The sequence below is a fragment of the uncultured Gulosibacter sp. genome (genome assembly GCF_963509965.1).
In the GTDB taxonomy this organism is placed as follows: Bacteria; Actinomycetota; Actinomycetes; order Actinomycetales; family Microbacteriaceae; genus Gulosibacter.
In genome coordinates this window covers 20,537-33,827 of sequence record NZ_CAUPDE010000003.1, presented here as the reverse complement: position 1 = coordinate 33,827, position 13,291 = coordinate 20,537, and the positions used below count along the sequence as shown (strand labels likewise).

General features: G+C 62.8%; 10 protein-coding genes. 6 read left to right on the top strand and 4 right to left on the bottom strand.

Annotated elements, in window-relative coordinates; translation table 11 throughout:
- Positions 1-27: 27 nt before the first annotated feature.
- A complete protein-coding gene (locus RQ865_RS03340; RefSeq protein ID WP_311477524.1) occupies positions 28-972 on the bottom strand; it encodes a hotdog domain-containing protein in 945 nt (314 codons plus the stop codon).
- Positions 973-1,116: 144 nt separating this feature from the next.
- On the opposite strand from RQ865_RS03340, the gene RQ865_RS03335 reads away from it, so the two are divergent.
- The 4 genes from RQ865_RS03335 to gatB all read left to right on the top strand — a co-directional run bounded on the left by RQ865_RS03335 (position 1,117) and on the right by gatB (position 6,251).
- Positions 1,117-2,838, top strand: a complete 1,722-nt coding sequence (locus RQ865_RS03335; protein ID WP_311477523.1) for a DUF6882 domain-containing protein — start codon at positions 1,117-1,119, stop codon at positions 2,836-2,838.
- Between the two features lie 65 nt (positions 2,839-2,903).
- Positions 2,904-3,203 carry an Asp-tRNA(Asn)/Glu-tRNA(Gln) amidotransferase subunit GatC gene (gene gatC, locus RQ865_RS03330; RefSeq protein ID WP_311477521.1) on the top strand — a complete coding sequence of 100 codons (300 nt, stop codon included), beginning with the start codon at positions 2,904-2,906 and terminating at the stop codon, positions 3,201-3,203.
- Between the two features lie 13 nt (positions 3,204-3,216).
- Positions 3,217-4,737, top strand: a complete 1,521-nt coding sequence (gene gatA, locus RQ865_RS03325) for an Asp-tRNA(Asn)/Glu-tRNA(Gln) amidotransferase subunit GatA (protein ID WP_311477519.1) — start codon at positions 3,217-3,219, stop codon at positions 4,735-4,737.
- On the top strand, positions 4,737-6,251 hold the full coding sequence (gene gatB, locus RQ865_RS03320; protein ID WP_311477517.1) for an Asp-tRNA(Asn)/Glu-tRNA(Gln) amidotransferase subunit GatB: 1,515 nt from the start codon (positions 4,737-4,739) through the stop codon (positions 6,249-6,251). The genes gatA and gatB overlap by 1 nt, the downstream gene beginning before the upstream one ends.
- A gap of 191 nt (positions 6,252-6,442) precedes the next feature.
- Here the strand turns inward: gatB and RQ865_RS03315 are convergent, their stop codons facing one another.
- Together RQ865_RS03315 and RQ865_RS03310 are read right to left on the bottom strand one after the other, a co-directional pair.
- Positions 6,443-7,378 (bottom strand): acyl-CoA thioesterase, encoded by a 936-nt coding sequence (locus RQ865_RS03315; RefSeq protein WP_399521798.1) that lies wholly within the window; start codon positions 7,376-7,378, stop codon positions 6,443-6,445.
- Between the two features lie 115 nt (positions 7,379-7,493).
- Positions 7,494-9,227: an AMP-binding protein gene (locus RQ865_RS03310; RefSeq protein WP_311477514.1), complete on the bottom strand. Its 1,734-nt coding sequence runs from the start codon at positions 9,225-9,227 to the stop codon at positions 7,494-7,496.
- Positions 9,228-9,345: 118 nt separating this feature from the next.
- Between RQ865_RS03310 and dinB the strand changes: the two genes are divergently transcribed.
- Positions 9,346-10,620 (top strand): DNA polymerase IV, encoded by a 1,275-nt coding sequence (dinB, locus tag RQ865_RS03305; RefSeq protein WP_311477512.1) that lies wholly within the window; start codon positions 9,346-9,348, stop codon positions 10,618-10,620.
- Positions 10,621-10,810: 190 nt separating this feature from the next.
- The gene (locus RQ865_RS03300) at positions 10,811-11,323 is read left to right on the top strand and encodes a hypothetical protein (RefSeq protein ID WP_311477510.1); all 513 of its coding nucleotides are present in this window, start codon (positions 10,811-10,813) and stop codon (positions 11,321-11,323) included.
- A gap of 15 nt (positions 11,324-11,338) precedes the next feature.
- Here the strand turns inward: RQ865_RS03300 and treZ are convergent, their stop codons facing one another.
- Complete coding sequence (gene treZ, locus RQ865_RS03295; protein WP_311477508.1) at positions 11,339-13,246, bottom strand: malto-oligosyltrehalose trehalohydrolase; 1,908 nt, start codon at positions 13,244-13,246, stop codon at positions 11,339-11,341.
- Positions 13,247-13,291: the final 45 nt, after the last annotated feature.

Genomic DNA, 13,291 nt, shown 5'->3' with positions numbered 1-13,291 from the left:
GTTATGGGTAGCCGCGTCGAGTGCGGCTCAGCGGCGCGGCGTCGGTAGCGGATGCAGTCGCTTGCGGCGGGCGATGAGGTCGAGCGCGTGCGCATCGAGGCGACGGTCTTCTTCGGTTTTGAGCTCCAGTTGCGGCACTTCGGCGGCTTTGCCGTCGTCGCCCACGTGCACAAACACCATGGTGCAGCGGGTGGTGAGCTTGAACTGCATATCGCGCGGATCGGTCGAGCGCACGCGCAGCGAAATGTGTACCGAGTGCGGGCCGGTGTGAATGATCCGACCATCAACCTCCACGACATCACCAATGTGTACCGGTGCATGAAAATGAATACCGCCGGTATACACGCACACCGTCTGCTCACCGACAAAGCTGGTCGAAAGTGTCTGCGCGCATTCGGTTAGCCAACGCATCACAATGCCACCGTGCGCATTCCCGCCCCAGTTCACATCCGTTGGGTTCGCCAAAAACCGCAGCGTCAGCGCCGGTGTCGTGCCCTTGTGGCTGAACTCTTGGGCAAGGGTGATTTGGTGGATCTGTTTACGGGCCTCAAGCCGTTCGACAGCATCCGCCGAGAGCCGCTCATCTTCACTCGTGCGCGGCCGCCATTTCGGCACCTCGACGGGCCTGCGATCATCATCCATGGCGACGAACACGAGCAAACACCGCGTGGCAAGCGAAAACTCGCCCGTGCATGGGCTGGCCGACTCAACGGTGACCAGCACGTGCATGCTCGTGCGGCCCGTGTAGATGATCTGGGCGGTTGCCTCAACGAGCTCGCCAGGGCGAATCGGTCGAGAAAAGTGCACGTTGCCAACGTAGGCGGTCACGCAATAGTGCCCGCTGTATCCGGCGGCGCAGGCGTAACCCGCCTTATCAATCCATTCGAGAACTCTTCCGGCCTGGATGCTCAATCCATCACGGGTCTCATCGGTGGGAGCGGCGAGAAACCGAAGTGTGATGCGATCGTGCATGGCTGGGCTCTTTCAACAGCGAGAGTGGAGTGAGTCAATTCTTTCACCGGCAGTTATCGACTACTGGCAAACCTAGTGTTGCGGATATTGGGTACCCTTGCCGAGTTGGAGCGCGCACGCGCCCGTACAAGGAGGAAACACAACGTGCAAGACGAGTCGTTGATCGACCTGGCTGCCGGCGCCCTATTCGCGCATGTCCAGGCTGAACGCGAGCTTGCCGAACAGTTCCCTGGCGCAAGCTGGACCTTCAATCCGGCGCAGGCATCCGTGACCGCACACGTTGGCGACAGCTCACGCGATCTACCGGCACAGTTCATCGCCACCATTGATAAGACCGCGGGAACCTGGACCTGGGCCTGGCAAGAGGCCATCGGCGTTCCCGACTCGGTGCTGAAGCTCGCACATTTGGTGCACGAGGTGGGTGAACACCGCGCAATTGCAGCGCTGGTGAACCCTCGGGTGCAGCTGCACGAGACGGCGTCTCTGCCGCTGCAACTGGCAGCAGAACACCTGAGTGATGCATCCCACTGGCTGCGCATTGAAACCGCACCCGGCAAATTGGCGGTGTTGAGCGTCGATGCGGGTCGGCTTGAGGTTCCCGCCGCAAACGCACTGGTTGACATCGTGATGAGCGGCATTGCGCTGCAAACCATCGACCAGCACCGCACCGCGTTCGAGGCATACCTCAAACTACTTGGAGCTGAGCGCGAAACGATCGATGAAAACGGGATGCGCGTCTTAGCTGCGGATGGCAAGGTCACCGCCACTTTCGACGCTGAAGGTCGCATCCTTTCGATCAATCCAGAACGAGATGAAGCCAGCAGGCGTTCGGCGCGGGAATCGTCGGAACGAATGGTTGCCGAGTTTGAGTTCGACGATGAATCGCCATTCGGCCCTTCACCATTTGTTTTCGCCGCGACGCCGATCAATGCGCCGCAGCTGGATGCGGCTGCCGAGCAAGACGCTGATGCCCCGGCGTTCACTGCAGCCGGCCTATTTGGCGCGGTCGAATCGGAACCTGCGGTTGCAAGCTCACCTGAGCCCTCGGTGCCCGGGCCCTCATTTCCCGGGCCCTCTGTGCCTGGGCCCGCAGTGCCGAGACCGTCAGCCTCCGGCGCCGATGCCGGGCATCCGCATACCGCGCCATCCCTTCCAAAGCTGCCACCGTTACCGCAACAGCCGGCATCAGGATTGCAGCATTCGCAACACCAATCGCCTGCGCCTCAGCGCCCCTCACCCGGGCCGCAACAGCCGTGGCAGCCGCAGCAACTTCTGCAACCGCAACAATTTCATCCACCGCAGGGGCAGCCGCCTATGTGGCCGGGGCAGGGTTCACAGGCACCGGTGTCACCGCCACCGACGCCACAATCGTCTCGGCCACAGGGGCCACAGCAGCCCTCATGGACACCGCCGGGCCGGTTGCCGCAGCGCCCGCAGCAGATGCCGAACCAACAACAGATGCTGAGCCCGCAGCAGCAGCCACAATTTGGTGAGCAACAGCCGTTCGGCATGCAATCGCAAGCACCCGGGCAACACCAGCCTCCACTCCCGCAGCAGCAGTGGTCGCAGCCCCCGCGACAGACGCCAGCTCACCCAACGCCGGCTCAACCAGCACCGGCGCAACAACCGCAACAGCAGTGGCCGCCGCAACAGCAGTGGCAGGCGCCGCCGCAGCGACCCAACCAGCCCCAGCCACCGCAGTGGCCACAACAGCAGCGGCAGAGCCCCGGGGCACAGCCGTGGCAGGGGCAAGGATCGCAGCCGTGGCAGGGCCCAGGGCCGCAGCCGTGGCAGGGCCCAAGGCCGCAGCCCCCGCAGCAGCCCCCCTACGGACAGCAGCCCCCGCCGCCGTATCAACAGCATTAAGCTCCACCGCCACGATGGCGAACTAGACTTGACCAGTTCCCATCCGACATCGATTACGGAGCGCAATGTCTGAGATCACCGCGGCCGACGTCGAGCACCTGGCTGGCCTAGCCCGAATCAACCTCACCGATGAAGAGGTAGCGCGCATGACCGAACAGCTCGTCGACCTGCAGCACATCATCGAAAAAGTGCAAGAAGTAGCCACCCCCGAGGTGCCCCCGGCTAGCCACCCGCTGGTGGAATACAACGTCACTCGGCCCGATGAAGTGGGCCAGGTCCTCGACCGTGATGACGCGCTCGCGGGAGCCCCCGACCACGACGACACCCGCTTCCGGGTCACCGCAATCCTTGGCGAAGAACAGTAGGGGAGTAGAGCGCATGACTGAACAACTCACTCGTAGCTGTGCCGCTGAGCTTGCAGCCGCTATCCGCGCCGGCGACACCACCTCGGTTGCGGTTACCCAGGCGCACCTCGACCGCATCGACGCGGTCGACGGTGCGGTGCACGCATTTCTCAAAGTCGACGCCGAGGGCGCGCTCGAACAGGCCGCCGAAGTTGACCGTCGTCTGGCAGCCGGTGAAACGCTTTCACCGCTAGCAGGTGTGCCCGTGGCGGTGAAAGACAATATCGCCACCCGCGGCCTCGAAACCACCGCTGCCAGCCGCATCCTCGAGGGCTGGAAGCCACCGTACGACGCGCATGTGGTTGAGCAGCTGCGTGCCGCAGGCACCCCAATCATCGGTAAAACCAACCTCGACGAGTTCGCGATGGGTGGTTCAACCGAGTTCTCGGCCTACGGCCCCACCCACAACCCCTGGGATCTCGACCGCGCCCCCGGCGGTTCGGGCGGTGGTTCAGCCGCAGCTGTGGCCGCATTCGAGGCACCGATCGCGCTTGGCACCGACACCGGCGGTTCGATTCGTCAGCCCGCATCGGTGACCGGCACCGTCGGTATGAAACCCACCTACGGCAGCGTAAGCCGATACGGTGCGCTCGCGATGGGCTCGTCGCTCGACCAGATCGGCCCCGCCGCGCGCACCGTGCTCGATGCCGCGCTGCTGCACGACATCATCGGCGGTCGCGACCAGCGAGACCAGACCTCGCTCAACACAGAGTGGCCGTCATTTGCCGACGCTGCCCGCGCCGGACACGAGCCGGGCGCAGTCAAGGGGCTGCGTGTGGGCGTACCCAAACAACTGGCCGATGCTGAAAGCTGCGAGCCGGGCGTGCGCGAGAGCTTCGAAAAAGCACTCGAGACGCTGCGTGAACTTGGCGCCGAAATCAGCTGGATCGACACCGCCACGTTTGAGTATGCCGTCGCCGCCTACTACCTGCTGATGCCCGCCGAAGTATCGAGCAACCTCGCTCGCTACGACTCGGTGCGGTACGGTCTGCGCGTCGACGACGCCGGCGCCGCCAATGTCGAAGCCGTCATGTCGGCAACCCGCGCGGCCGGGTTCGGAGACGAGGTCAAGCGCCGCGTCCTGCTCGGCACCTACGCGCTGTCGGCCGGATACTACGACGCCTATTACGGCTCAGCTCAGAAGGTGCGCACGCTGGTGCAGCGCGAATTTGAGCGTGCGTTCAGCGAGGTGGATGTGCTGGCCGCGCCCACCTCGCCCTCGGTGGCGTTCCGTTTCGGCGAGCGTGTGGAAGACCTCACCGCCATGTACTACGCCGACTTCACCACCATCCCGGCAAATCTCTCGGGCGTGCCAGCCCTGTCGCTGCCCTCGGGGCTTGCTGACGGGCTGCCGGTGGGGCTACAGCTGATGGCCCCGGCCCGCGAAGATGCCCGACTCTACACTGTGGGCGCTGCGATCGAACGCGCGCTCGACACCGAGCGCGGTAGCACGCTGCTGGCCGCCGCTCCCGAGCTCAAGGAAGGCGCACGATAATGGCTCGTCCCGATCTAATGGACTACGAGGCAGCGCTCGAAAAATACGAGCCGGTCATCGGCCTCGAGGTGCATGTTGAACTCAACACCGACACCAAGATGTTTTCGCCCACGCCCAACCCGGCCAATGGCAAGTACGACGATGCCGAGCCCAACACGCTCGTTGGCCCGGTCGACCTCGGCCTGCCGGGCACGCTACCGGTGGTAAACCAGCAGGCGGTTGAGCACTCGATTCGCCTGGGGCTCGCCCTCGGCTGCGAAATCGCTGAAGAGTCGGGGTTCGCGCGGAAGAACTACTTCTATCCCGACAATCCGAAGAACTACCAGATCTCGCAGTACGACGACCCGATCGCGTTCAATGGTGAGGTCGAGGTTGAGCTCGAAGACGGCACGGTGTTTTCGGTGCCGATCGAGCGTGCCCACATGGAAGAAGACGCCGGCAAACTCACCCACGTCGGTGGCGCAACCGGCCGCATCCAGGGTGCCGATCACTCGCTGGTCGACTACAACCGCGCCGGTGTGCCCCTCGTTGAGATCGTGACCAAGCCGGTCTTCGGTGGCGAGGCCCGCACCCCCGAACTCGCCGCCGCCTATGTCTCAACCATCCGTGACATTGTGCGTGCGCTGGGTGTATCAGAAGCGCGAATGGAGCGCGGTAACCTCCGCTGCGATGCCAACGTGTCGTTGCGGCCGCGCGGCGCCGAAAAACTCGGCATCCGCACCGAAACGAAGAACGTGAACTCGTTCCGCTCGATCGAGCGGGCAGTGCGCTACGAGATTCAGCGCCAGGCCGCCATCCTTGAAGCCGGCGGTACGGTGACACAAGAAACCCGCCACTGGCACGAAGACACCGGGCGCACCTCGCCGGGCCGACCCAAGTCAGACGCCGACGACTACCGTTACTTCCCCGAACCCGACCTGATGCCGCTGCGCCCCGACCGCACCTGGGTTGAGCAGTTGCGTGCCGAGCTTCCCGAGCAGCCAGTGCTGCGCCGCCGCCGGCTCAAGGGTGAATGGAGCTTTGGTGACCAAGAGTTCATGGATATCGTCAACGCTGGGCTGCTCGACGCGGTTGCCGAAACCGTCGCCGCGGGTGCCTCGGCAGCGGGTGCCAAAAAATGGTGGATGGGTGAGCTCAGCCGCGTCGCCAACGAGCGCCAGGTGCACCCCACCGAACTCGCAACTGCCGCGCAGGTTGCCGAAATCGAAGCGCTCATCAGCGAGGGCGTTGTGAACGACAAACTCGCCCGCCAAGTGCTTGAGGGTGTGCTTGCCGGTGAGGGCTCGCCGCGTGAGGTGGTCGACAGCCGTGGCCTCGCCGTGGTGTCAGACGACGGTGCACTGATCGCCGCCGTGGATGATGCGCTCGCTGCCCAGCCCGATGTGCTGCAAAAGATCCGCGACGGCAAGGTGCAGGCCGCCGGTGCGATCATTGGCGCCGTGATGAAGGCCATGCAGGGTAAGGCCGATGCCGGCCGCGTGCGCGAGATCATTCTCGAACGCGCCGCGCAATAACCCCGCCAACTGTGGCACGTGTGGGCCGGTGCTGATAGGGCACCGGCCCACACTGTTTTCGGGCGAACTTTGCTACGAATCTAACGCTTGCCGGTGCGCATGGTTCGCCCGCACCATGCTTTCGGCTACCGACAGCCTCCAATTGGTCGGCGGTCCGGGTGCTATTTCCGCGATCTCGGGGCGCCGGATCGTTAGGTTGCGGGCGTCTCGGGTACGGTAGCGCCGGCAAGGCGTGAGGGTGCGCCCTCTTTAAGTCGCAGCATCGCTTCCTGCGAGATAGATGCGATGAGCTTGCCATCTCGCGTATAGAGGTAGCCCTGTGCGAGCGTGCGGCCGCCGTGCGCATTTGGTGATTTGATGCGCAGCAGCATCCACTCATCGGCGCGGGCAAAGCGGTGCCACCACACGCCGTGGTCGAGGCTTGCCACCCGCAGGCGCGGATCGATCCAGGTGAGGCCGTGGCGGCGCAGCGTCGGCTCAAGCATCACATAGTCGCTCAGATAGGCGATCGCCGCGGCGTGCACGATGGGGTCGTCGGGCAGCGGCGCGGCCGATTTCACCCACACATGGTCGAAAGGTTCACGGGAGGCGCTCGGCTGCAGGTAGATCGGGCCGTCGACGTGGCGCATCACGAACGGGCGGCGATGCACCCAGAAGTTCGCGAGCTTCACCCCGGCCTTCTCAACGAGTTCGGCTTCGCTCGGCAGTGATTCGGGCATCGGCAGGTTTTCGGGCATCGGGAACCCGTGGTCGACTGCGCTTGCTTCTTCCACCTGGAATGACGAGATCATCGACCAGATTGGTAGCCCGTCTTGGAACGCCTCCACGTGACGGGTCGAGAACGACTTGCCGTCATGAATCCGATTGACCGAGAAGGTGATGGGTTTTTGAATATCGCCCGGGCGCAGAAAGTAGCCACGCATCGAGTGAATTTTGCGGTCATCGGGCACCGTGCGAGTGGCCGCCACGATCGACTGGGCGGCCACCTGACCGCCGAAGACGCTCCCGCCGGGCATCCACTGGCTGGCGCCGGTGAAGATGTCTTCGGTGGTGCGCGCGCCGGTATCGATGAGGTTGAGCGTGGCGAGGAACGCATCCAGGGGAGGCATTGCCTCAAGCTCGGCCATCGTCTTCGGTAGCGGCGGCATCTCGGGCATCATGCCGTGCGTGGGGGCAAGATTCGCGGATTCGGTCACGGGCTACAGTGTAACCGTGCCGGCTGTCGCCGCTATCAGCTGTGCGCTATTCGTCGTCGCTGGCGACGCGGGTGGCCTTCGGATTGGCGGTGAGCGTTTCTTTTACGCTGCGGCGCAACACCTTACCGAGCATCGACTTCGGCAGTTCATCCCAGATCACATAGCTGCGCGGACGCTTGTACTCTGCCAGGTGCTCACGGGCGTGGGCACGCACCGCCTGCTCGTCAAACCCCACCTCGGGGTCGGGCACAACCACCGCGGTGATCGACTCGGCCTTATTGCTGCCACGGGCGATACCGACCACCGTGACCTCGAGCACACCCGGTGCCTGCAGCAGCACCTGCTCGACCTCGGAGGGCGACACGTTAAATCCACCGGTGATGATGATTTCTTTCTTGCGGTCGACGACGGTAACGAAACCGTCTTCATCCTGGGTGACCAGATCGCCGGTGCGCAGCCAACCGTCCGGCAGCATGACCTGCTTGGTTTCGGCTTCGTTGTTCCAATAGCCCTGGAACACCTGCGGGCCCTTGATGACGAGCTCACCGACCTCGCCGAACTCAACTTCTTTTTCAAGATTGTTCGGGTCGACCACGCGCATCAGTGTGGAAGGCGCCGGAACACCGATGGTGCCGACCTTGCGGGTGGGGCCAAACGGGTTCACCATCGCAAACGGCGAGGCTTCGGTGAGACCGTAACCCTCGTTGAGCTTGCCGCCGGCAACCGCCTCCCAGCGGTCAACGATGGCATTGGTGAGCGTCATGGCACCGCTCATGGCGTAGCGGGCGTGCGAGAGATCGAGTTCGGGGTTGTCGCGGGCCACGCGCGCGAGCCGGTCGTACATGGGCGGCACCCCCGGAACGAAAGTTGCCGGGTGACGCTTCGATGCCTCGACCACCATGTCGGGGTCGAACGTCGGGAAAAGTACCACGCGCGATGCCGAAACCACACCGTACAAGCCACCGAGCAGCATCCCGAACGTGTGGAATAGCGGCAGGAACAGGTAGATAGTTTCTTCACCGGGGGTGAACTCGGGCATCCATGCCGCGCCCTGGCGGCCGTTTGAAACCAGGTTGCTGTGCGAGAGCATGGCGCCCTTCGGTGCACCGGTGGTGCCCGAGGTGTAGGCGAGCGAGGCGATGTCATCGGTGCCGGGCTTCGGGAAGGTTTCGGGCAGTTCGCCGTGCTTCAGCAGCTGTTCAAAGGGGATGGTCCCGGGTGCCGGTGCGGTGAGCTTTTCACGACTCTCGCGGGCTTTTGCCACCGGCAGACGCAGCAAGAGCTGCATTTTCAGCGGCATGGCGCGAGTCATGTTCATCGAAATGATGTGCTTGATACTGAGCTCTTCGGCAAAGCCTTGAATGACCGGCGCGACCTTGTCCCACGCGATGACGTATTCGGCACGGTGGTCAGCAAACTGGGTGTAAAACTCGTCGCGGGTGTAGAGCGCATTGTGCTCAACAGCGACCGCGCCCAGCCGCAGCACCGCATAGTAGGCGATCAGGTGCTGCGGACAGTTGGGCATAATGAGCGCCACCCGGTCGCCCTTGCCTACGCCGAGGCGGCGTAGGCCCTTGGCTGCGCGCAGCACCTGTTTGTGGAACTGGGCGAAAGTGAGTTCGCGGCCAAAAAACTCGAGCGCTGGCGAGTCACCATAGTCGGCGGCCCGCGATGCGAGTTCGTCGTAGAGCGACCCGGTTACCGGCTCGATATCGGCGGGAACATTTTCGGCATAGCTGGCCAGCCAGCCGCGCTTGGCATTGAACTCTTGTGCACGCATGGGGTAAATCCTACGAGACATCTGCGCCCGCTCGCCGCAGCCCGTGCCGGAGCACAGCCACTTGCTCGCCCCGCGGCAGCTGCTACCAAACGTCGGTGGCTCATGCCAATCTGGAGGGGTGACGAAGAAGGATCTCGGTGGCCGCATCACCGGCACCGGCGGCGACGATACCGGTGCCACGATCCTGCATGTCGATATGGACGCGTTTTTCGTCTCGGTAGAGCAGCTCGAGCGCCCCGAGCTGCGCCGCAAACCGGTAATCGTTGGTGGTAACGGCAGCCGGGGAGTGGTTTCGTCGGCGAGCTATGAGGCGCGCGCATACGGGGTGCACGCCGCCATGCCGATTGGCCGTGCGCTGCAGCTTTGCCCGCAGGCGGTGGTGATTCCGGGGCAGATGCACAAGTATCGTGCCGCCAGTGCTGAGGTGATGCGCGTATTTCACGACATCACGCCGCTGGTCGAGCCGCTGTCGATCGACGAGGCATTTTTGGATGTGTCGGGGGCGACCAAACTGTTTGGGTCACCAAGTGAAATCGCCCGGCTCATTCGTCGCCGCGTGCTTGCCGAAACCGGGCTGACCTGTTCGGTGGGGGCGGCGAGCAGCAAGTTTGTGGCGAAGCTCGCGAGCGGCAAATGCAAACCCGACGGGATGCTCGTGATCTCGCCCGATGAGACGCTTCCCTTTTTGCACGCGCTGCCGGTGGGTGCACTGTGGGGAGTGGGCGGCAAACTCGCTGAGAAATTGCACGGTCGCGGCATCAACACGGTGTTCGACCTGGCACACACCCCCGTGCCGGTGCTCGAACGGCTCGCTGGTAAAGCGATGGCACAGCGGCTGTCGGCACTCGCGTGGGGCCGGGATGATCGGGCGGTGGTGATCGAGCATCAAGAAAAGTCGGTGTCGCACGAGCAGACTTTTTCGGCGGATGTCACCTCACATGCCGAGCTCGAACGCGAGGTGCGGGCGCAGGCGGATGCGGTGGCACAGCGGCTGCGGAAAGCAGATTTGGTTGCGGGCACGGTTGCGGTGAAATTGCGCTGGGCTAATTTTGAGACGATCACGCGGCAGGAACGGCTCGAACGTCCGTCGAGCACGGGACTGGTGCTGTTTCGGGCTGCCGCGCGATTGCTGGCCGGGATGCATCACGAGGGCCAGGCGGTGCGGCTGATTGGGGTGCGTGCCGATCAGCTGGCCCCGGCGGGTGAAGCGACGGCGCTCACGCTCTGGGACGAACAGCACGATGACGAGTGGGATGCGGCCGAACGGGCCGTGGACGTGGCCACGGCGAAGTTTGGTCGGGATGCTCTGCGTCCGGCGTCGCTACTCGGCCGCCACGAACGCCGTGACCGCGGCACGGGTCTCACCGAGCGCCCGAATCGTCCGAGCAACTAGGCCAACTTTCCTGAACCTTGCCTTTCTTATTGAGGTCTTGCTCAGCAACTAGATACGTTTGACTTGCCAGGGTAAACACCGCACGAGGATTTGCTACTCCGGGGGATGGTATGTTCCCTGTCCGTATATTCGCCCGTTGAATGGTCAGAACTAGTGGGCATGGTTCGCTGAGAGCTGTGGAGGAAGAGAAATGTTCAAGCAGGCTTTCTTGGTTGTTACGGTTGCTGCCACACTGAGCTTGACAGGGTGCGCGAGTGGTGCTCGAACTGACTCGCCTCAGATCATTCATGAAGCAAAAGATATGAGTGTTGCGGTTATTAATGATTTGGTTGCTCAGGTGTCGGTTGAAAGCCTGGTTCCCGGGCAAAGTGTTCAGCCGGGTGAGTTAAAACGGACAATGTTGCCGTGCGGTAGGGAGGGTGAGTATCAGTATCCGGCTAGCTATGCCATAGAGGTTCGTGATATGGAAACATCCATGCAGGTTGTACAAAACCTACACGAATATATGCGGGAAGAAAAGCGTTGGGAGGAGCGAAAGATCACTATTACGAATCGAGTAGAAAGCAAATTCTTCACAGAAAAGGGCATCAGTGTACTTGTGACGGGTGAAAGTGTGAACTCACGTTATCTCGTTAATATAATGGCATTTTCTCCGTGCGTTAAGCTCCCGAACGGATTCCGGCCAAGTGCCAATCGGCTGTAGGTTACCAGGCCGACGCTATGGCGCTGCCGGTGAAAACACCGCTGCCGAATGTGGGGGCATTATCGCGTAATTACGGCCGCTGACATGTTCGAGCCTGACCTCGGCACTGGTGGCATACTCGAGCAGCGGCTGCTCAACAACCCGCGTCCAGCGCACATCCACGTCAACTTCCACCCGGCGCATCTCACCGGCAAAATTGAGCACCACCTGAACATTTCCGCGCCAGAACGACAGTGTGCGCTCATCCTCGTCATAGCTCACCGTCACATCCCGCAGCCACGGTGATGAAAGTTCGGGGAGCGTGCGCCGCAGCGCGATCAGCTCTCGGTAGACCGCAAAAAGCCGCTCGTGTTCGGGTTGAGCGAGCTCGTGCCAATCGAGCTTTGACCGCTCAAACGTCGCCAGCGCCTGCGGGTCGGGAACTTCCACATCGGCCCAGTCCATGCGCGAAAACTCGTCGATGCGTCCCTCGGTTGTCATTCTCGCGAGGTCTGGTTCGGGATGCGAAGAAAAGAACTGGAACGGACTGGTCGCGCCCCACTCCTCACCCATAAACAGCATCGGCGTGAACGGTGCACAAAGCATGAGCGTCGCCCCCACCGCAAGCTGGTCGATCGTGAGTGACTCGCTCAACCGATCGCCGGTGGCGCGGTTTCCGATCTGGTCGTGGTTTTGAATCGACACGACCAGCCGCCAAGCACGCATCCCCTCGGGCAGCGCCCGCCCGTGGTGCCGGTTGCGGAAGCTCGACAGCGACCCGTCATGATAAAAGCCCTTGCACAGCACCTTCGCGAGCGCACCCAAACCACCGCCGTCGGCGGCAAAATCAGCGTAATAGCCACCAGCCTCGCCGGTGAGCGCCACATGTGCCGAGTGATGGAAATCATCCGACCACTGGCCGGTGAGCCCGTACCCGCCCGCCGAGCGATTCGCAATCATTCGCGGTGCGTTGAGATCCGACTCGGCAATCAGCGAAAGCGGTTTGCGCAGCTGTGCCGAACACGCATCCACCTCATCAGCCAGCTCTTCCAGCACGTGAGTGGCGCGGGTGTCGACCAGCGCGTGCACCGCATCCAGCCGCAACCCGTCAACGTGAAAGTCACGGAACCACATGAGCGCGTTATCGATGATGTAGCGGCGCACCTGATCCGAGTCGAACCCGTCAAGGTTCACCGCGTCCCCCCACGCGGTGGTGTGTTGGCCCGCCAGATACGGGCCATACAAGCCCAGATAGTTTCCGGACGGGCCGAGATGGTTGTACACCACATCCTGAATCACGCCCAAGCCCCGCTGGTGACAGGCATCAACAAATCGCTGATACGCCTCCGGGCCACCGTACTGCTCGTGCACCGCATACCAGAGCACCCCGTCATAACCCCAGCCACGCGGCCCATTAAACGCATTCACCGGCATCAACTCGACAAAATCAACACCGAGATCGGCCAGGTGATCGAGCTTGCCGATTGCAGCGTCGAGCGTGCCTTCGGGTGTGAAAGTTCCCAGATGCAGCTCATAAATGATGCCGCCGGCAAGCTGCCTGCCGGTCCACGCCGCATCCGACCAGCGGTACCGGTTGGCATCGAAAATGCGCGAAAGTGCGTGCACGCCGGCAGGTTGGCGACGCGAACGCGGATCGGGTCGGGGAGTGTCATCGTCGTCAATCAGATAGCCGTAGTCGTGCTCTCTAACCGCCGGTGCCGGCACCGCCTGCTCAGCAGCGAGCACACTGATCGGCCCGGTGAGCGTGAGATCACCGTCGGCAACCGCGGCCGCCAGCGCGATCGGTTCATCCGGCAGCTCAGGTAGCCCAATGGGGCGCCACCAGTTTTCATCCGAACGTGCCATCTCGTAGATCGTGCCGTCGATGACGACTCGCATTCGCTTGGCGTTCGGTGCCCAGACATCGAAGCGGGCATCACGCATGGCGGGTCTCCTTCAAAATCGATCGAAGTTTACAAACTCACAGAC